Below are 19,189 nucleotides of genomic sequence, written 5' to 3' on the forward strand. Positions count from 1 at the left end.
CGTATTCGTCAATTAACGTTCATTACTCTTACAGTTGTACCTTTTTCTAGGGCATAAAGGCAATTTGTGAAATTTAATTACAAAAGCTTGCATATAAGCGAAGCTTATTATTGTGTGATAGTGATCATGTTTTTGGCCTGCACGGTGGCAGGCCGGAAAGTGGTTCAGTGCTGACAGAAATGTTGAATTAACTGGGCAATCAGCGAACGTGTCGGCTGGATAAACGCGGTATCAAGGTATTCATCCGGCTGATGCGCTTGATTGATGGAACCGGGCCCCAGCACTAACGTTGGGCACATCGTCTGAATAAACGGGGCTTCAGTACAATAGTTGACCACTTCGGTCGGCACTCCCAGCAGTTTTTCCACCACTTGCGACAATGGGTGTTCAGCAGCACATTCGTAACCTGGAATCGGTGGATGCAGTTCACTGACGGTTAAACGCCCTGGCCAGCGCTCACTCACCGGGGCCAGCGCCTCGGTAACCAGCCCGTTAACATCGTTCAATGCCATACCCGGCAGTGGCCGAATATCCATGTGCAAATCACAGCAGGCGCAAATACGGTTGGAAGCATCACCACCGTGGATATGACCAAAATTCATGGTGGGGTAAGGAATATGGAATGCTGGATTGTGATAGCGCTCCTGCAATGTATTGCGCAACACCATCAGATGAGAAATCGCTTCATGCATCAGTTCAATGGCGTTAACCCCCCGCGACGGATCACTAGAGTGGCCGGATTGCCCCTGAACACGAACAGCTTTGGACATATGGCCTTTATGAGCACGCACCGGTTTCAATGACGTCGGCTCCCCGATAATGGCGCAGTCCGGACGCACCAGGGCAGATTCAGAGAAATACTTTGCTCCTGCCATGGTCGTTTCTTCATCCGCCGTAGCGAGAATATATAAAGGTTTGGTCAGCGTTGCCGGGTCAATATCCCGAATGGTATCCAGAATAAAAGCAAAGAAGCCTTTCATATCTGCCGTACCCAACCCGTATAACTTATTATCGTGTTCGGTCAAGGTGAAAGGATCTCGCGTCCAACGACCATCATCAAACGGAACGGTGTCGGTATGCCCGGCCAGCAGGAGGCCGCCAGAGCCTTCCCCGATACGGGCTAACAGATTAAATTTACGATTCGTACCAGGAACCGGCTGAACGTCAACATGGAACCCCAAATCGGTAAACCAGCCGGCTAGCAAATTGATTAAGGTTTCATTACTTTGATCCAGGGCACGATCGGTCGCGCTGATGGATGGAGTAGCGATCAATGCCCGGTACAGCTCAATAAAAGGGGGTAAACTCATCTTCACTGTTGACAGCCTCTGGTTAGGATAGTATCAATATTCATGCATTTATTTTGAATAAAAATACAATAATGCTGGGTAAAAAGATATCATAAGGTTCGGTGCCGTAAAACGCACCGGACGGGTGATTTACCCGGCTTCGTGGGTGAGCAGCGTGGCTGCGCTGATGAACCCTGCTACCTGTTTCACTGAACAAGCAAGAAGGTATACGGATCCCATGCTGAATACGTTGATAGTTGGTGCAAGTGGTTATACCGGCGCAGAGCTGGCACTGTACCTGAACCGTCACCCACAGATGAACATAACCGCTTTAGCGGTTTCAGCGCAAAGTGTAGATGCAGGAAAATTGATTTCCGATCTTCATCCCCAGCTTAAAGGCATTGTTGACTTGCCCGTGCAACCCCTGATCAGCGTTGCCGACGCAGCCAAAGGTGTCGACGTGGTTTTTCTGGCCACCGACCATAAAGTCAGTCACGATTTGGCACCGCAGTTTCTGGACGCTGGCTGTACAGTCTTTGATCTCTCCGGTGCTTACCGGGTACAAGACGCTGAATTTTACCGCCGTTATTACAGTTTCGAACATCAGCATACCGACTGGCTGGCTAAAGCCGTGTACGGACTGGCGGAATGGCAGTCGGAACACATCAAGCAGGCCCAGCTGATCGCTGTACCGGGTTGTTACCCCACCGCCGCCCAATTGGCATTAAAGCCATTGGTTGAAGCACGCCTGCTGAACAGCGATCAATGGCCGGTCATCAATGCTACCAGTGGTGTGAGCGGCGCCGGACGTAAGGCCAGCATGACCAACAGTTTTTGCGAAGTCAGCCTGCATGCTTATGGTATTTTTAACCATCGTCATCACCCAGAAATTGAAAACCATCTGGGAATCCCGATAATTTTCACACCGCATCTGGGTAATTTCCCGCGCGGAATACTGGAGACGATCACCTGTCGTTTGCAACCGGGCGTGACCGCGCAGGATATCGCCGAGGCCTATCATAATGCCTATCACGACAAGCCGTTGGTTCGCCTGTATGCTCAGGGCGTTCCGGCTCTGAAGTCCGTGGTAGGGTTACCCTTCTGTGACATTGGTTTCTCCGTACAGAATGAACATTTGATTGTTGTGGCGACCGAAGATAACCTGCTGAAAGGCGCGGCAGCACAAGCCGTACAGTGCATGAATATTCGTTTCGGATTCCCGGAAACCCAATCTTTACTCTGATAACCCCTTAGAGGCGCAAAGACCCCATGAACCCGTTAATTATCAAGCTAGGTGGCGTATTACTGGATAGCGAAGAGGCGCTGGAACGCCTGTTCACCGCGCTGGTTCAGTATCGTCAACAACATCAACGTCCGTTGGTTATCGTCCACGGCGGAGGATGTCTGGTTGACGATCTGATGAAAAAATTGTCGTTACCCACGGTGAAGAAAAATGGTCTGCGCGTCACACCCGCCGATCAGATCGATATTATCACTGGCGCACTAGCCGGTTCCGCCAATAAAACCCTACTGGCATGGGCAAAAAAACATGATATTAATGCTGTCGGATTGTGTCTGGCGGATGGCGGCAGTACCGAGGTAACCCAGTTGGATGAAGCGCTGGGTTATGTGGGCAAAGCCCAGGCTGGTTCTCCCATGCTATTAAACACACTACTGGCGTCAGGCTATCTGCCAATAGTCAGTTCTATTGGTATTACCGCACAAGGTGACCTGATGAACGTCAACGCTGATCAGGCGGCTACCGCAGTGGCGGAAACACTGGGTGCAGACCTGATATTGCTGTCAGATGTCAGCGGTATTCTGGACGGTAAAGGCCAGCGCATCGCAGAAATGACGGCGCAGAAAGCGGAACAGCTCATCACGCAGGGTATTATTACTGACGGCATGATCGTCAAAGTCAATGCCGCACTGGATGCCGCCCGCACGCTGGGCCGCCCGGTGGATATTGCTAGTTGGCGCCATGCCGATCAGCTACCGGCGCTGTTCAACGGCGAACCTATCGGCACTCGCATTGTGGGGTAATAACGACAGCAGCATCCGTTATCCCGTTGCGGGAAGGGCGGTACAGAAAACGCATTATGGAAGCGGGTCAGATCATCATACGGATGGGATTCTACCCGCATTTATTTGAATACCGGGAGTAATGTTATGGCTTTGTGGGGTGGTCGGTTTAGTCAGGCAGCAGATCAGCGTTTTAAACAGTTCAACGACTCACTGCGGTTTGATTATCGTCTGGCAGAACAAGACATCGTAGGTTCCATCGGCTGGTCCAAAGCGCTGGTTACCGTTAATGTACTGAGTGCGCAAGAACAACAACAGTTGGAACAAGCGCTAAATACACTGCTGAAAGAAGTACAGGCCGATCCGGAAGCGATTCTGCAAAGCGATGCCGAGGATATTCACAGTTGGGTGGAACAGCGCCTGATCGAAAAAGTGGGTAATCTGGGTAAAAAATTGCATACCGGACGCAGCCGTAACGATCAGGTAGCCACCGATCTGAAGCTATGGTGTAAAACGCAAATCAATGAATTGATTCAGACTATTCGCCATCTGCGCCAGGCGTTGGTCGTTACGGCAGACGCTAACCAGGATGCGGTAATGCCCGGTTATACTCACATGCAACGCGCCCAACCGGTAACCTTTGCACACTGGTGTCTGGCTTATCATGAGATGCTGGCACGAGATGAAAGTCGGCTGGAAGACACGTTGAAACGTCTGGATGTCAGCCCGTTAGGGTGTGGGGCGCTGGCGGGAACCGCTTATTCCATCGACCGTGAACAACTGGCTGGCTGGCTGGGCTTTGCGTCCGCGACCCGTAACAGTCTGGATACCGTTTCCGATCGCGATCATGTACTGGAACTGCTGGCCAATGCGTCTATCGGCATGGTGCATCTGTCACGCTTCGCCGAAGACCTGATTTTCTTCAACAGCGGTGAAGCAGCCTTTGTTGAGCTTTCAGACCGCGTCACGTCCGGTTCTTCCCTGATGCCACAGAAGAAAAATCCAGACGCCCTGGAATTGATTCGGGGTAAATGTGGCCGAGTGCAAGGTGCCCTGACCGGCATGATGATGACGCTGAAAGGGCTGCCACTGGCGTACAATAAGGATATGCAGGAAGACAAAGAAGGCCTGTTTGATGCACTGGATACCTGGCATGATTGTCTGATGATGGCGGCACTGGTGCTGGAAGGCATTCAGATCAGGCGCCCACGTTGTCAGGATGCGGCAGAGCAAGGCTATGCCAATGCCACAGAACTGGCCGACTATCTGGTTGCCAAAGGTGTGCCGTTCCGTGAAGCACACCATATTGTTGGCGAAATTGTCGTCGAAGCCATCCGTCAAGGCAACGCGCTGGAAGCACTGTCTCTCACTGATTTACAGAAATTCAGTGCGGTAATTGCCGAAGACGTTTATCCCATTTTGTCATTACAGTCCTGCCTGGATAAACGTACTGCTCAGGGCGGCGTTTCCCCTCAGCAGGTAGCGAAAGCCATCGCTGAGGCAAAACAGCGTCTGGCCTGAATATTGTAAACACTGTGTCGAATATGATTTAGATACCGGATTACAAGCGACGAACTCCAGCTTACGCAAAGATGATGGGAGCAATAAACGTCGTAGTAACTTCAAGGCATAGCATGTGCTATGCCTTTCACCTTTCAATCACCATAAAACGACACGTTGCGTCGTTATTCTTCGTCATCATCCCGCAATGGCACAATCAACATATCGATGTGAACGGTATTGATCAGTTGGCGCGCAGATGACATCAGTTTGCTCCAGAAATCCTGATGGTGACCGCACAACACCAGATCCACACCGTATTTCCGAATAGCATCCACTAATACTTGTCCTAAATCACCGCTACCACTCAGCGTTTCAGTAATCGGATAACCTGCATTCTGGGACAGATCTCGCAGTGCATTCTGCGTTTCTTCAGAAATACGCTGTTGCATATCGCCCAAATTGACATCAATCAACCCGGTATAAAGATCGGAGTAATTCACATCTACATGAATTAACGAAACTTTAGCATCATACGGCCTTGCCATTGAAACAGCTTTTTCCACTAACACCTTGCTTTCCGGTGACAGATCAACAGCGATAAGAATGTGTTTGTAAGCCATAATAAGCTCCTTCCGTAAAGACTAATTAGTGAGTCAGCAGATATTTATCCTGCCAATCTGATAATTAATGGCGATCTGTAGATTAGCACCCTTGAAGAAGAGGGATATGTTCAGCAGATCACAACGCGGTATATTCCACATCTAACAGGCAAAAATCCAATAACCTCTACTAAATATCTTGAAGTTATGGTCTGTACAAGCCGATAAAAAAAGCATCAACGTAAAACTACGCCCTTTCTTTAATGAGTGTAGTTTAAAAGTGGCATTTTTTGTGTCCAAAAATTCGGCACGGAATCACAGAGAATAGCGATGTTTTTTTTCATCAAATAACGACATCAAGGCGACGTTATAGTAAAAAAAGTGGATTCCTCTTCTACAATAAAGATTGAGGGGAGGTCTGTCATTCCGGCAAGCCACCTTGAAAAAGGAAAGCAGGGGTGAAGAAGACATAAAGGGCTTTCGTCGCGATATTCCATATCCGACCGACCGCCCGATAAAATCGCGTGAATAACGTGTGGCATAAATATTCTCAGCTGGCTGTTACCGTGATCCGGCAGCATCCAACACGCTGATGAATAACAAACCGGGAGGGGAAGCATGATGAGTACATTGGCGCTTTTCTGGGCTTTATGTGTCGTCTGTATCATCAATATGGCGCGATATTATTCTTCATTACGCGTACTACTGCTGATACTGCGGGACTGTGATCCACTCCTGTATCAATACGTAGATGGAGGCGGTTTCTTTACCTCTCACGGTCAACCAAGCAAGCAAATCCGGCTGGTACGTTATATCTACACCCAACGCTACATTGAACATCACGATCCAGAATTTATCCGCCGCTGCGAACGGGTCCGCGGCCAGTTTCTGCTGACCACCGCGCTTTGCGGACTGGTGATAGTTAGCTTGATTGCCATGTTAATCTGGTATTGATATTGGCATGTCTGGAGGAGGGAAATGCGGGAGTGTCTTTTTGGTAACCTGAAAGTAAAAGGCGACCTTTACAGGGTCGCCTTTCTTATTCTTCATGGCAAGCACATGGGTTAAATCAGTTTCAACATCAACCAATAGATCACACCAGAAAGTACCAACGATACCGGCAGCGTGAAGACCCACGCCAGCAGGATATTTTTCACAGTCCTGCTCTGCACTCCGCCACCATCAACAATCATGGTTCCCGCCACGGCGGAAGAAAGAACGTGAGTGGTCGATACCGGCATCCCGGTATAGCTGGCAATACCAATCGACAATGCGGCGGTTACCTGTGCGGCAAGCCCCTGCGCATACGTCATGCCTTTCTTGCCAATCTTCTCACCGATAGTCGTGGCTACACGTTTCCAGCCCACCATCGTACCCAGTGACAGCGCCATCGCCACAGCGACAATGATCCAAACCGGTGCATATTCGACCGTTTTCAGCAAATCCTTACGCAAATTGCTCAACAAGTGCTGATCTTCTAACGAAGTTTCCGGCAACTTGATGGTGCGATCAATAGAATCAGAAATACACATCAGCAAACGACGCACTTGAGCACGACTGTCGCCAGAGAGCTCATCGTAGCTTTTCAGATTACCCAGCAGACGCATTGTGTGGTCAATTGCCGTCATCACGCGGGAACTATCACAATGAAACCCCGGCAGACCGTTGCCTGGAATGGTTTCATTCGGTGACGGAATCAGCGGTTCCGAGAGAGCAATCACGTGCGCCAACTCGGCCCCATGAGACTGGTAATATTCCTGCAGGTTAAACACGGCATCACGGGTGCGGCTAATATCATAGCCAGAAGCATTCAGATTGACGACGAATCCAGCCGGCGCCACACCAATCAGCACCAACATGATAAGACCAATACCTTTCTGACCATCGTTCGCACCGTGGGAAAAACTCACCCCCACGGCAGACAGAATCAGCGCAGTACGAGTCCAGAACGGTGGCTTCCGTTTACCATCCTGTTTTTCGCGTTCGGCAGGCGTCATGTGAATGCGCAGCCGCTTTTTATTGCCACTCCAGTAGCGACGCAACAGATACACCAACAATCCAGCCATCACCAGGCCAACAATCGGAGAAAGGATCAACGACAGGAAAATACTGATCATTTTCGGAATGTTGAGCGCATCCACTACCGAAGTATCCGTCAGCAACGCATTGGTTAAACCAATACCGATGATGGAACCGATCAGTGTATGAGAACTGGAGGCCGGCAGACCGAAATACCAGGTCCCCAGGTTCCAGATAATCGCCGCCAGCAGCATGGAAAATACCATCACCAGACCGTGGACAGAACTGACATTCAGCAACAAATCCGTGGGAAGCAGGTGAACAATCGCATACGCGACGCTAAGCCCACCCAGTAGTACACCAAAGAAGTTAAATACCCCGGCCATCACAACAGCAAGCTGTGCACGCATAGCGCGGGTATAGATAACGGTAGCGACCGCATTGGCTGTATCGTGGAAGCCATTAATCGCTTCATAGATCAATACAAACAACAAAGCCAGTATCAACATCAGACCGGTATGAAAATCAATGCCGGCAAATAAATGTAGCATAAGCGTTAGGCCATTAGGTGGTCATGAACGCGGCGCATTATCGGCGACAAGCAGGGGTATGGAAAAGCGAAATATGACATTATTTTGACTTACTCTACGTTAACCTTTTGCAGATATGGTATTTAATCAATAAAAATCAATGCATTAAATATTATTACCAAATTATATATTTTTTTACACTGGTCAGAGCATGCCGCGAACACTACAATTTGCCGCCCTGAAAGGCCATCAGGTTGCAGGCCGGGCCGTTATTTATTACCGGGAGAACAAGCGTGGAACAGTTTGACGTAGTGGTTATCGGTGCCGGTGCCGCCGGGCTTTTCTGTGCCGCACAGGCCGGTCAACGTGGACTACGAGTGCTACTGGTGGATAATGGTAAAAAACCCGGGCGTAAAATATTAATGTCCGGCGGCGGGCGCTGCAACTTCACCAATGTACACACCGAACCGGCTGCTTACCTGTCCCACAATCCCCATTTCTGCAAATCTGCGCTGGCACGCTACACCCAGTGGGATTTTATCGATCTGGTGAACCGCCATGGCATCGCGTACCACGAGAAAACGCTGGGACAATTGTTCTGCGATGATTCGGCACAGCAGATTGTCGATATGCTGATGAAAGAGTGTGAATACGGCAATGTCACCCTGCGGTTGCGTAGCGAAGTGTTATCGGTAGAGAAACAACAACAGTTTCAGGTTCAGCTCACACAAGAGATGGTGCAGACACCGGCGCTGGTGATTGCCAGCGGTGGACTTTCCATGCCAGGGCTTGGTGCCTCGCCGTTTGGTTATCAGTTGGCCCAGCAGTTTGGCATCAACGTACTCCCCACCCGGGCCGCACTGGTGCCCTTTACGTTGCATAAACCGCTGCTGGAACAGTTGCAAACCCTCTCTGGCGTTTCGGTACCCGCCATCGTGACAGCCGAAAACGGCACCAGCTTTCGCGAGAATATTCTGTTTACTCACCGCGGCCTCTCTGGTCCGGCGATCCTTCAGCTTTCCAGTTACTGGCAGGCGGGAGAGTTCGTCACCATCAACCTGCTTCCCAACATCGATCTGGCGGCGCGTATCAATGCTGAACGACTTGCACACCCCAATCAAAGCCTGAAAAACACGCTGGCACAGTGGCTACCCAAGCGGCTGGTGGAATGCCTGCAAACGCTGGAACAACTGCCGGATATCACCCTGAAGCAGCTTAATCCTGCCCAGCAGACACAATTGGAGAACGCGCTACAACGTTGGCGGGTTCAACCCAACGGCACCGAGGGTTATCGCACGGCAGAAGTGACACTGGGTGGTGTGGACACACGGGAGCTGTCCTCCAAAACCATGGTAGCCAACAAGGTTCCGGGACTTTATTTTATCGGCGAAGTGGTGGACGTCACCGGCTGGCTCGGCGGCTACAACTTCCAGTGGGCCTGGAGTTCAGCCTGGGCCTGCGCACAGGCGCTGGGGTGATTATACAAGGACAATACGTTAGATTTTCTGTGGGAACACAATATCAGTTGTTGGCATATTAACTGATCATTTTTTTGGTAATCACTTAATAGTAGCAATCGCTATAACTATGGAAAGATAAAAAAATAAAAATAGAGGATTAAAAATACATCTAATGATGGACAAAGGTTTGATTTATTCAACAACGCCAATAATGCCTTGAGAGATAATGCATTAATCTGTTTAATGTCATTGGGTGAGAATAGATCACGAGTAAAAAAGATGAACGTTAACCAGACACTCAGCCCCGATCTGGACGAGTGGATCAATGCGCAAAATCCTATCGTTTCTATGTCTAAAGAGTATCCAGCGGGCCACAACATTACCCTGCATCAACATAGCCGTGGACAACTGGTTTATGGCTGCTCCGGGATGATGGAACTGCGAACCCGAGATGAGTATTGGATGCTTCCTCCCCTTCGTGGCGTCTGGATACCGCCACAGGTGGATCATGCCATGGTCGCCCGAACTTCAGTATCTTTGCGTACTCTTTATGTCAATATCAAGGCGTTTTCTATTGCCTTGCCGCTTCATCCAATGGGCATTAATGTGTCACCTCTATTACGAGAGTTGCTCGCTCAAGCCTCAAAATTTCATTTAAATTATCCACCAGAAAGTTTTGAATCACGTTTACTTTCATTAACTTTGGAGGAAATGCAACGTTCAGCCGAGAATGGTCTTCGATTACCCATGGGTCGAGACAAACGGCTACGCAGCATCTGTGATGCGCTTTTTGCGCATCCAGGAGATCCACGTTCCTTATCCGAGTGGGCAAATGAGGTTGGTGCAACAACTCGGACACTCACGCGATTATTTCAAAATGAGACGGGAATGCCATTTGTTCATTGGCGCCAGCAGTTACGTATTGTCGATGCAATTCCAAGGCTCATTGCAGGCGAACGCATTAGCCAAATTGCCTATAGTTTAGGCTACAACTCCCAGGGGGCTTTTACCGTGATGTTTAAGCGAGTGACGGGCAAAGTACCCAGTGATTATTTTAGTTGATAAGTCCGATTCGACAATAAACCTGTCTCATTCAAAAGAAACTAAAAATAGTTAATCCATATACTGTTCTGATTAATGAAAATTAATTGGGGAACAGATGAAAACCTCTCGAGTGGCAACGATAAACCAATACCTTTTGTTAGTAATCATATCCACTTTTCTACAAGGTTCCTCTTTCGTAAGCACCAAGATAGTTATGAGCGATGTCCCACCACTCTGGACAGCCTCTGCTCGTTTCTTTGTTGCGGCTCTAACGTTATGCCCTTTTGTCTTTTTACTGATGCGCCGCCAACAACTAAAGTTACGTGATCTACCTTGGGTACAGCTTTTCTTAATCGGCTCGTTACAGACAACGGGCGTTATGGCATTCCTGAACATTGGATTACTGTCTACGTCTCCCTCTACTGCTGCAATTTTAATGGCAAGCAATCCCTTGTTAGTCGTCCCGCTGGCATGGATTTTTCTGGGTGAGCGATCATCAATGCTGGCGTTGGTTGGATTACTTATCGCTTTTATCGGCGTGATAATCTGTATCGGTATCAGCCATTCCGGAAACGGTATTAACTATGGTGACGGGCTGGTCATGTTGGCATCAGGGTGTTGGGCGTGCTCCACGGTGCTCAATAAAAAGTTTGATTTTACCCTTTCACCATGGATAGTAACATTCTGGCAGATGTTGCTTGGAGCCTTGGTTTTGGCAATTGTTGCCATAGTAAGTAAACAACATCCCGCACTGCCTTCCACGCCTTATAAATGGGGAATGTTTTTTTGGTTGGCCATCCCGGCGTCAACAGGAGCAATGGGATTATGGTTCGCGGCTCTGAAAATTGGCGGTTCTGTACAAACCAGCGGTTTTTTGTTCCTGTGCCCATTATTTGCTGCATTAATCGCTTTCGCGTTGACACGGCAAACCCCAGCGCTGCACGAAGTTATTGGTGGCGTACTAATTGGCGTTGGACTGTATATTATGTCTCGCTGGCGATATGCCAGCGAGAAAGAGGGGGCCAAACAGAAAAAAGCATTAGAGGAAATAAACGATTAACAGCGTTCCACAATCATAGCGATACCTTGTCCTACGCCGATACACATCGTACACAGTGCAAATCGGCCACCAATACGATGAAGCTGATTAACAGCCGTTCCAATGAGTCTGGCACCACTCATGCCAAGAGGATGTCCTAATGCAATGGCTCCGCCATTAGGATTGATCCTTGAGTCCTGAACATCCAATTTCAGCTCATTGATGACCGCTAATGCCTGCGCTGCAAATGCCTCGTTTATCTCCAGCACATCCATCTCCTGGAGTGTTAACCCTGCAAGCTTCAAGACGTTGTGAACGGCAGGTACAGGTCCCATTCCCATAATCCGAGGTTCCACGCCGGAACAGGCGCTGGCCACAATGCGTGCGCGCGGTTTCAAATTATGCCTGATCAACCCTTCTTGCGAGGTAAGCAGTAATGCAGCGGAACCATCATTTACACCTGACGCATTACCCGCTGTGACAGTGCCATGACTTTTGTGAAATGGCGCAGCTAAACGTTGCAGGTTTTCTATCGTGGAAACTCGAGGATGCTCATCACTGTTTACTAGCCGGGGAAGCCCTTATAGTAGGCTTTCCAGTGGATGATTTTGAACTTTTACTTTGCCTCGGTATACCAGAATATAGTCAGGAAGATAGTGATATGATCCTGATAGCAGCCAACGAGTTATTTAACAAAACCTATCGACGCGGTTATAAGCAAAGTTTTGTGGAATATCCATTACCGCAACTCCTGTGCTGAACGTTCAAAACGCACAGCCTCTTTGCGAAGCAATTCAGCCGCTTCTTTACCTGACAGTCCATTTTTTTGAATATGAATAGCCAGTGCTTCGAGGCGGATAGAAACAGAAAAATGCTGATCGGAGCGCTCATCCATACGGGCCTGATTCAGTAATGGAAGAGAACCTTTTGCACTAATATCTGTCTTTCTGGTTTCTATATTCCTCATGGTCATATCCTTTTTCAGGTAATACGAATCCCTGCCCGGTAAGTGCATTAATTCAGGGTCCATTGATTACCTAATAAATGGGTGAGAATTCCGACTTATTAGGCGTATTAATTGGAACGGTTCCACACATGCCCCCCTGAATTAAACAAGGATGTTCCTTCAACGAAGCGACGAATATTTTTAATAGGAAGCTACATTACTGCCTTTTCTTCTGATGATCAGTTGGTCCAGACATGACCGCCATAATTACTTGTTAAACATACCTTTGGGCGGTACCCAGCGACAGATACCGGTTTTACATTGTTCTCTCCCATTCGCAACTGTCCATAAATAGGCAGTTGCAAATAGGTGCCGGGATGTTTCACCACGCCCGGCGCGTGGTTTCCCTGGTGTTGTTATTCAGCTCAAACTTGCGCCGATCCCGCTGATAGACGGTGGACGCTAACGCCAGGTTTGTCTGGATTCGTGTTTGCAGCGACAGATATTTGATGACGGAGTTAATGCTGCTAATGAATGCGTAGTAGCATGTCTGGCTCATGCATTCGGTAGAGACGCTTTCCGCTGCTACGGCACCCATAGCGGTGGTGGCATGCAACACGTAAGTACGGTCATGTTGGCATCACGCCGCCGTGAATTCCCATTGCAAAAGCAAATAGCATTGGCTTGTGTAGAAACCCTTCTTTAAATAGCGTTAATGCTTCATTAACTACGCCAGAATGATAGATTTCTATTTCTGAAGTAACATTATTAATTGTTATGTCATGCGCTAACTTTCGGGCCAGAGAAGGGGATTAATAAATGGTTTGTCGCCATGATTAACGGAGCCACAATTAAAAGAGGCTATTTCTGGTTTAAGAACCAAATGATTCCATGCCTGTTCAATAGAGGAGGTTTTAGGAAGATTAAGTCCTGAAATACTTAAATTCATGATGATGTCGCAACGTGAACGAATGCGCTCTACAATATCCTTCCAGATTTTAAATTCATAACTTGGTTTTCCTTCAATATTACGAGCATGGACATGTGCAACAGAAGCCCCCGCTAGCCAACATTGATAAACCGACTCCGTAATTTCATCGGGAGAATAAGGAACTGAAGGATTTTTGCTGCGGGGCGTTATACCACCATTCACAGCTGCCGTGATGATAAATTTTTTCATGGTAAAATGACGATTCTGAAATTTGATGGTAGTTACAGCTTTACATAATTATGTAAAAAAATTTTTATAGAATAGGACACATATTGTTGATATCAGGAAATTTACATGATGAAAGCACCATATTTAGGTGAGCATGGTGGTTTTTTGTACAGATTATGTTAATGGCTTAAACGATAACGTCAGGCGCCAGAGCCTGATGATCGGTATGCTCGATCTTATTCCCGGAGAAACAATCCTTTATTCAATTAATAACAGAACAACCATTCTTTATTCATCATCCATGGCGTCACTTTCCTCAGAACATGTGCAGGTCATCGTCCATTCGGACAGAGGAAGTCAATATGCAAATCATCAGTATTGCGACGCACCGAAAGATAACAGTTTACGCTGTTCGATGAACGGGGAAGGCAGCAGTTATGACAATGCGGTAATGGAAAACTCAGTGAACTATAAAATGGCGGCATAATTTAGGTGAAAATAGTTTCAGGGACAGCTCACATTCTGCTTTTGAGCATGCCATACTATGAGTAGCACACAACATTCCAATACCAAACCCAGTCATTTGCATCAGTGTTAACAAACTAAATATCGGTAATCGTAGGCTCTCAGGTTCGTTTTGTACTCGCGAAATGAGGTTCACTTTTGCTAGGCCATCGCCGATTCCAGCCCAGATAATAAAAAACTGCGGTGAAGCGGGCCTTATCGGCCCGCATGTAATAACTCACTTTTCTACTTTTGCTAATTCTGTTTCTACTATTTTCTCAAACTGATCATAAGGAACATAACCTGACAGCAGGGTGTCGCCGATCAGTATTGCCGGTGTTCCCTGAATCCTCAGTTTATTGGCCAGGGCGAGATTCGTTTTGATGGTTTCCAGACTTCTTTTGCTTGGTTCATTGACCGTCACGCCCACAGTCTTCTCGGCAGCTTTAATACTGGCGTCATCGTGATAACCCTTTTTGGCCATTAAGCGGTCGTTAAAGGCAAGGAAGCGATCCGGCTGTGTCTCCCATACGGTAAGCGCATCCCTGGCCGAGGTAAGCGAACTTGCGGCACGAAACGGCAAAAATTTAAACACCACTTCCACCTCCGGATGCGCCTTTATAATCTTCTCCATATACGGATCGAACTGCTTGCAGTACGGGCAGTTATAATCAGTAAATAGCACCAGTGTCAGTTTGGGTTTGCTGGCGCCAATATGTGGAGAGCCAGAATCATTGTAGAGAGCATCTTTATTCTGGCTGATAATCTGCTTCACTTCGTTCTGTTGTTGTTGCTCAGCCTGCTGGTTATAGGCGTCAGCTGCCTGCGCCAAGATGCTCGGGTTCTCTATCAGGGTTTCTTTGATTAGCACTTTGATTCTGGCTTCCTGTGCTGGCGTAAAAGGTGGCGCAGCCCAGAGAGGGGTGGAGATCAGCATTAAAGCAATGGCGAGTTTTTTCATTAACGTATTCCTTTAGCCGCATTCAGCGTTTTTAATAAATTTTCACTGTCGAGAAGAGGTGGTAGCACAACACCGTCCGGTTTACCCGGACCGTAAATCTGGTTGAAAGGTACCGCTACTCTTCCGCGACGTTTGAGAAAGTCGGTGATTTCTTTCGCAGGTTTTGTCCAGTCTCCACGAAGAGCCACTACGTCATCCTGTTGCAAAGCCTGACGGACATCTTCACGATCCAGCACCCGGAGTTCATTAACTTTACAGGTGATACACCAGTCAGCGGTGACATCGATAAACACACGCTTATGATTCATCAGCGCCTGATTAATTGCCTCTTCACTCAACGGTTGCCAGGCAATTTTTTCCCTGGCCTCTGTTTGGGATACACCTGAACCGGAAACGATAAGTGATTTGGTCAGATAACCACTCATAAACATCACAAGAAGCAACGCGATGTAAAACATCCGGGCATAGTTTTGGGTTTTCTTGCCGATAAGGATCGCGGTAAGTAACACCATAAATACCGCAATCATAATGACGATGTCAGCGCCGACATAGACATTTATCAAACTCAGCAACCACAAGCATGAACCGAACATCATAAGGCCAAGACCGGTGCGTAACCAGTTCATCCAGCGTCCTGGTCCGGGTAGCCACATCGCCATTGCCGGCCACAATGCCACCAGCAACCAGGGGAAACTCATTCCGAGCCCCAGCGCCAAAAACACGACCCACAGCTGCGTCAAGGGAGCTGCGAGTGCAAACGCTACCGCCGTTCCCAAAAATGGTGCCGAACAAGGCGTGGCGAGCAGTGTTGCAAAAACCCCCTCACAGAAGTTACCGGCGATGCCGCGTCCACCCACTGTGGCCAAACGGCTATTTAAGGCAGAAGGCAGGGCGAAATAAAAAACATCAAACAAGTTTAGGCTAAAGAGGAAAGTAATGAGCACCATGAAGGCAATAAACCACGGACTTTGAAACTGTAGGCCCCATCCGATAACCGAGTGACTTAAACGTAACGAGGTCATCAGTAGCGCCAACGCCATAAATGAGACCATGATTCCGGCGGCAGTGGAGAGAAACCTGATACGTATATTGCCTCGTACACGGTTATCCGCATGCAGTACCGAGCCGAGTTTCATACCCAGCACCGGCAGCACACAAGGCATCAGATTCAGGATCAACCCACCGGCAAGCGCCATGAGTAGAATGTTCCAGAAAGGCAGTACATTCCCCATCTGCGCTCGAGCGATTAAGGTTTTACTGTGTTGCGCCATATCCTGATCGGCAATGACCAGTGACAGGCTTTGCCCGGTCAGATCAGGTGGTGTGTCACCCCACGCATCAGTCACCGGAACCGTCACCTTCAGGTGATGTCCGTTAATATCGGTCACCGGTTTGCCCAGGCTGGCATCGCTTAGAGAATCCAGAAACACTTCCGGGGCTTTCCATCCGCGAGGGTTTTCCGCCGTAATGAGCAGCTTCCCATTGGTATAGGACGCTTTCACATCACTCATCATGCCACTTTGGCTGGGAACCCGGCCCATCGCGCGAGTAAAATCATCATCAAACGACTTATCATTCGGCAAAGACAAGTCAAGGCGGAATGGATAGTCAGTCAGAATACAGACGTTACTGCATGTTGGAAGCGTCAGTGTACCCGCAAGAACGGTGAGATTTTTCTCCGTCATGACCATCGGGATAGTAACGTGGTCATGGTATCCCTGAGTCGTTAACCCTGAAATATCGGAACGCGTCGGAACCGGCCAGAACCATTTGGCAGTAAGGTGATCCTGCCAGCTGATTTTTGGCGCCACACCACCATCACCAGGGGATCGCCAGTAGGTTTTCCAACCAGGCGCCAGTCTGACGTCAAGCAAAACACGTAGGTCGCTCTTTGACGTATCAGCGCGCACGCGTACCTGTGCATGGCTGTTCTGCGCATTCTGTAACCAGCCGGTATCCGCCGCCTGCGCAGCGGATATGCTGAACAACAACAGGAGAAAAAATCTCCTGATAAAAATGTACATAATTAATCTCCGTAAATGAGTAGTTCAGAACCGTCAGAAACGGTCTGTCATTCACGGAAAACGCAATTTTTAAGGTGTATTCGCAAAACCGGTGGCGGATGTTCACGCTCCGGTGGATAAGAGGTTAGTTGTTTTATTGGCTGGATGAAAAAAGCGAGGAAAGCCAGCAAACTCCCCAAAAAAAGGAGCGGACTCTCAAAAAAGAGTGGTTGTGTCATCAGCAGTGAATGAGCGCTCAACTGACAGGGGGAAACGGGCGCTATCTTGTCTGACTGGTCTGCAAGCGTCACCATCTCATGCGCATGGCTAAGGTACAAAGAATGCTGGTTAGCAATACGCTGCGCCATGCAGGCGAGGAGGATGATACCGGCCAGCACAAGAAAACCTTTTCCGATCTGATGACGTTTATGCATAGCGATATCTCTTACTACAGACCGGATGTATCGTAAAGGAACATAGTCAAATTACAAGAAGACATAGTGTAAGGATCTGTTTTACATTTCATCCATGCGGGAATGACAGCCGGCATAAACAACAGAGAAATAATAGATAAACGCGCAACGCCTGATTTAAAAAAAACCGGGATTACCTGGGAAACAAACCTTTATTCAACTAGTAACAGAAAATCTATTCTTTGTTCATCATGCATGGCGTAGCCTTTCTCACCCTATGCGCACGCATCAGCATCCGAGGACAAATCATGACATTCAAGTGCAGGGCATTAGCAGGAATATTGCTGGCTTCTTTGCCTTTTGTGGCCGCACAGGCTGAGTCGTCACCATGGACATTGGAAAAAGTCGTTGAGGTCAGCCGCCATGGTGTCAGGCCGCCGACAGAGGGCAACGCCAAAGCCATTCAGGAAGGCACTGGACGTAAATGGCCCACCTGGCTGACCCCCTTTGGCGAACTGACAGGGCACGGCTACGCCGCTGCGGTACTGAAAGGTCAATACGAAGGGAATTATCTACGCCAGCATGGATTACTCAAACCAGGGTGTCCATCACCGGGAGAAGTCTTTGTCTGGTCCAGCCCATTACAGCGCACACAGGAAACCGCGCATGCGCTGATGGATGGTGTATTTCCGGGCTGTGGCGTCATGATTCATGCCACAACCAGTGAAAAACAGGACACGCTGTTTCATGCGGAAAAAGCGGGGCTGAGTGTTGATCCGGCCAAAGTACGTGCCGATCTGATGAAAGCGATGGACGGCAAAACGGCGAAACAGATTCAATCCGCACTGAAACCGGAGATTGATCGCCTGCAACAGGCGCTATGTCTGCCGGATAAGCCCTGCCCGGCATTTACCTCGCCATGGAAACTGCATGAAAATAAAAAGGGCAACATCGCGCTGCGTGGCCCCGACGTATTAGCCAATATGGCGGAAACCATTCGTCTGGCCTACAGCAACAATATGCCACTGAGTCAGGTTGCTTTCGGCAATGTACATAATGCCGCAGATGTTGGTGCCCTGATGCCGTTACTGACCACCAATTACGATTTCACCAATGATCTGCCTTATGTGGCGCGCCGCGGCGGATCGACATTGATGAACCAGATTGTCCTGGCGCTTGAACCAGGTAAACAAACCGGCGAACCGCCACAAGCGGCCTGGCTGCTATATGTAGCCCATGATACCAATATCGCCAAACTGCGTACCATGCTGGGCTTTACCTGGAAAATGGCCAACTACCCGCGTGGCAACATTCCACCCGCTGGCAGCCTGATTTTTGAACGCTGGCGCAATAATCAATCCGGACAGCGTTTCCTGCGCATCTATTTTCAGGCGCAGTCACTGGATCAGATTCGCTCACTGACACCGCTGGATAGCACTCATCCACCGCTGCGTACCGAATTCCAGATGCCGGGTTGCCACCTGACAGACGTCGGCACGCTGTGTCCGTATCTTTCGACTATCAAGCGCATCAACGCATCTATCGATCCCACCGCGCTACTTGCTGTGCATTACACGATGTAACCTGAAACCGGCTTTCAGACCATTGACAAACCTATGTACGGCGTCAAAACGGTGATAATGGGAGAGAAGAGTAAAGCATCCGCGCCAGTGATGGCGCGGCTTGAGCTTACAAGGA

The 19,189-nt window shown here is 48.6% G+C and carries 17 protein-coding genes and 3 pseudogenes; 9 read left to right on the plus strand and 11 right to left on the minus strand.

Annotated features, from left to right (window positions below; genetic code table 11):
* Positions 1 to 164 precede the first annotated feature (164 nt).
* Positions 165 to 1,316 carry an acetylornithine deacetylase gene (gene argE, locus RS889_RS22970; RefSeq protein ID WP_315708820.1) on the minus strand — a complete coding sequence of 384 codons (1,152 nt, stop codon included), beginning with the start codon at positions 1,314 to 1,316 and terminating at the stop codon, positions 165 to 167.
* Positions 1,317 to 1,527: 211 nt separating this feature from the next.
* On the opposite strand from argE, the gene argC reads away from it, so the two are divergent.
* The 3 genes from argC (at position 1,528) to argH (ending at position 4,832) form a co-directional block, all read left to right on the plus strand.
* Positions 1,528 to 2,532, plus strand: coding sequence for an N-acetyl-gamma-glutamyl-phosphate reductase (gene argC / locus RS889_RS22975; RefSeq protein ID WP_315708821.1), 1,005 nt, complete (start codon positions 1,528 to 1,530; stop codon positions 2,530 to 2,532).
* A 26-nt stretch (positions 2,533 to 2,558) separates the two neighbouring features.
* Positions 2,559 to 3,332 (plus strand): acetylglutamate kinase, encoded by a 774-nt coding sequence (gene argB, locus RS889_RS22980; RefSeq protein WP_021013833.1) that lies wholly within the window; start codon positions 2,559 to 2,561, stop codon positions 3,330 to 3,332.
* Between the two features lie 126 nt (positions 3,333 to 3,458).
* Entirely contained in the window at positions 3,459 to 4,832 is a 1,374-nt protein-coding gene (argH, locus tag RS889_RS22985) for an argininosuccinate lyase (protein ID WP_315708822.1), read from the plus strand.
* Positions 4,833 to 4,996: 164 nt separating this feature from the next.
* Here argH and uspA read toward each other — a convergent pair whose 3' ends face one another.
* Complete coding sequence (uspA, locus tag RS889_RS22990; RefSeq protein ID WP_021013831.1) at positions 4,997 to 5,434, minus strand: universal stress protein UspA; 438 nt, start codon at positions 5,432 to 5,434, stop codon at positions 4,997 to 4,999.
* A 597-nt stretch (positions 5,435 to 6,031) separates the two neighbouring features.
* On the opposite strand from uspA, the gene uspB reads away from it, so the two are divergent.
* Complete coding sequence (gene uspB, locus RS889_RS22995) at positions 6,032 to 6,367, plus strand: universal stress protein UspB (RefSeq protein WP_021013830.1); 336 nt, start codon at positions 6,032 to 6,034, stop codon at positions 6,365 to 6,367.
* A 110-nt stretch (positions 6,368 to 6,477) separates the two neighbouring features.
* Here the strand turns inward: uspB and pitA are convergent, their stop codons facing one another.
* Positions 6,478 to 7,983, minus strand: a complete 1,506-nt coding sequence (gene pitA, locus RS889_RS23000) for an inorganic phosphate transporter PitA (RefSeq protein WP_315708823.1) — start codon at positions 7,981 to 7,983, stop codon at positions 6,478 to 6,480.
* 272 nt (positions 7,984 to 8,255) lie between these two features.
* On the opposite strand from pitA, the gene RS889_RS23005 reads away from it, so the two are divergent.
* The 3 genes from RS889_RS23005 to RS889_RS23015 all read left to right on the plus strand — a co-directional run bounded on the left by RS889_RS23005 (position 8,256) and on the right by RS889_RS23015 (position 11,526).
* Positions 8,256 to 9,440 carry a BaiN/RdsA family NAD(P)/FAD-dependent oxidoreductase gene (locus RS889_RS23005; protein WP_315708824.1) on the plus strand — a complete coding sequence of 395 codons (1,185 nt, stop codon included), beginning with the start codon at positions 8,256 to 8,258 and terminating at the stop codon, positions 9,438 to 9,440.
* A gap of 261 nt (positions 9,441 to 9,701) precedes the next feature.
* On the plus strand, positions 9,702 to 10,484 hold the full coding sequence (locus RS889_RS23010; RefSeq protein WP_315708825.1) for an AraC family transcriptional regulator: 783 nt from the start codon (positions 9,702 to 9,704) through the stop codon (positions 10,482 to 10,484).
* Between the two features lie 97 nt (positions 10,485 to 10,581).
* Positions 10,582 to 11,526: a DMT family transporter gene (locus RS889_RS23015; RefSeq protein WP_315708826.1), complete on the plus strand. Its 945-nt coding sequence runs from the start codon at positions 10,582 to 10,584 to the stop codon at positions 11,524 to 11,526.
* Here RS889_RS23015 and RS889_RS23020 read toward each other — a convergent pair.
* The 4 genes and pseudogenes from RS889_RS23020 to RS889_RS23035 form a co-directional block, all read right to left on the minus strand.
* Positions 11,523 to 12,074, minus strand: a pseudogene (locus RS889_RS23020) (thiolase family protein); the annotation flags it as partial. The gene RS889_RS23015 and the pseudogene RS889_RS23020 overlap by 4 nt on opposite strands.
* A gap of 170 nt (positions 12,075 to 12,244) precedes the next feature.
* Positions 12,245 to 12,472 carry a DUF2732 family protein gene (locus RS889_RS23025; protein ID WP_315711172.1) on the minus strand — a complete coding sequence of 76 codons (228 nt, stop codon included), beginning with the start codon at positions 12,470 to 12,472 and terminating at the stop codon, positions 12,245 to 12,247.
* Between the two features lie 361 nt (positions 12,473 to 12,833).
* Complete coding sequence (locus tag RS889_RS23030; protein WP_315708827.1) at positions 12,834 to 13,070, minus strand: hypothetical protein; 237 nt, start codon at positions 13,068 to 13,070, stop codon at positions 12,834 to 12,836.
* A 10-nt stretch (positions 13,071 to 13,080) separates the two neighbouring features.
* Positions 13,081 to 13,631: pseudogene (locus RS889_RS23035) on the minus strand (beta-keto acid cleavage family enzyme).
* A 196-nt stretch (positions 13,632 to 13,827) separates the two neighbouring features.
* On the opposite strand from RS889_RS23035, the gene RS889_RS23040 reads away from it, so the two are divergent.
* Complete coding sequence (locus tag RS889_RS23040; RefSeq protein ID WP_315708829.1) at positions 13,828 to 14,097, plus strand: hypothetical protein; 270 nt, start codon at positions 13,828 to 13,830, stop codon at positions 14,095 to 14,097.
* A gap of 69 nt (positions 14,098 to 14,166) precedes the next feature.
* Here RS889_RS23040 and RS889_RS23045 read toward each other — a convergent pair.
* The 4 genes and pseudogenes from RS889_RS23045 to RS889_RS23060 all read right to left on the minus strand — a co-directional run.
* A pseudogene (locus tag RS889_RS23045) lies at positions 14,167 to 14,310 on the minus strand (MFS transporter); the annotation flags it as partial.
* A gap of 42 nt (positions 14,311 to 14,352) precedes the next feature.
* Positions 14,353 to 15,075, minus strand: coding sequence for a DsbA family protein (locus RS889_RS23050; RefSeq protein WP_315708830.1), 723 nt, complete (start codon positions 15,073 to 15,075; stop codon positions 14,353 to 14,355).
* Complete coding sequence (locus RS889_RS23055; RefSeq protein WP_315708831.1) at positions 15,075 to 17,099, minus strand: protein-disulfide reductase DsbD family protein; 2,025 nt, start codon at positions 17,097 to 17,099, stop codon at positions 15,075 to 15,077. The genes RS889_RS23050 and RS889_RS23055 overlap by 1 nt, the downstream gene beginning before the upstream one ends.
* Positions 17,100 to 17,146: 47 nt before the next feature.
* Positions 17,147 to 17,512, minus strand: coding sequence for a copper resistance protein (locus tag RS889_RS23060; RefSeq protein ID WP_290181109.1), 366 nt, complete (start codon positions 17,510 to 17,512; stop codon positions 17,147 to 17,149).
* A gap of 287 nt (positions 17,513 to 17,799) precedes the next feature.
* Between RS889_RS23060 and RS889_RS23065 the strand changes: the two genes are divergently transcribed.
* Positions 17,800 to 19,074 (plus strand): histidine-type phosphatase, encoded by a 1,275-nt coding sequence (locus tag RS889_RS23065; protein WP_315708832.1) that lies wholly within the window; start codon positions 17,800 to 17,802, stop codon positions 19,072 to 19,074.
* Positions 19,075 to 19,189 lie beyond the last annotated feature (115 nt).

Origin of the sequence: Brenneria uluponensis (assembly GCF_032395385.1) — a bacterium.
GTDB classification, from domain to species: Bacteria; Pseudomonadota; Gammaproteobacteria; order Enterobacterales; family Enterobacteriaceae; genus Prodigiosinella; species Prodigiosinella aquatilis.

Excerpts from the sequence above, each read along its gene's own strand:
- argC (WP_315708821.1), top strand. The coding sequence starts at position 1,528 with ATGCTGAATACGTTGATAGTTGGTGCAAGTGGTTATACCGGCGCAGAG.
- argB (WP_021013833.1), top strand. The coding sequence starts at position 2,559 with ATGAACCCGTTAATTATCAAGCTAGGTGGCGTATTACTGGATAGCGAA.
- argH (WP_315708822.1), top strand. The coding sequence starts at position 3,459 with ATGGCTTTGTGGGGTGGTCGGTTTAGTCAGGCAGCAGATCAGCGTTTT.
- uspA (WP_021013831.1), bottom strand. The coding sequence starts at position 5,434 with ATGGCTTACAAACACATTCTTATCGCTGTTGATCTGTCACCGGAAAGC.
- uspB (WP_021013830.1), top strand. The coding sequence starts at position 6,032 with ATGATGAGTACATTGGCGCTTTTCTGGGCTTTATGTGTCGTCTGTATC.
- pitA (WP_315708823.1), bottom strand. The coding sequence starts at position 7,983 with ATGCTACATTTATTTGCCGGCATTGATTTTCATACCGGTCTGATGTTG.
- RS889_RS23010 (WP_315708825.1), top strand. The coding sequence starts at position 9,702 with ATGAACGTTAACCAGACACTCAGCCCCGATCTGGACGAGTGGATCAAT.
- RS889_RS23015 (WP_315708826.1), top strand. The coding sequence starts at position 10,582 with ATGAAAACCTCTCGAGTGGCAACGATAAACCAATACCTTTTGTTAGTA.
- RS889_RS23025 (WP_315711172.1), bottom strand. The coding sequence starts at position 12,472 with ATGAGGAATATAGAAACCAGAAAGACAGATATTAGTGCAAAAGGTTCT.
- RS889_RS23040 (WP_315708829.1), top strand. The coding sequence starts at position 13,828 with ATGATCGGTATGCTCGATCTTATTCCCGGAGAAACAATCCTTTATTCA.
- RS889_RS23050 (WP_315708830.1), bottom strand. The coding sequence starts at position 15,075 with ATGAAAAAACTCGCCATTGCTTTAATGCTGATCTCCACCCCTCTCTGG.
- RS889_RS23055 (WP_315708831.1), bottom strand. The coding sequence starts at position 17,099 with ATGTACATTTTTATCAGGAGATTTTTTCTCCTGTTGTTGTTCAGCATA.
- RS889_RS23060 (WP_290181109.1), bottom strand. The coding sequence starts at position 17,512 with ATGCATAAACGTCATCAGATCGGAAAAGGTTTTCTTGTGCTGGCCGGT.
- RS889_RS23065 (WP_315708832.1), top strand. The coding sequence starts at position 17,800 with ATGACATTCAAGTGCAGGGCATTAGCAGGAATATTGCTGGCTTCTTTG.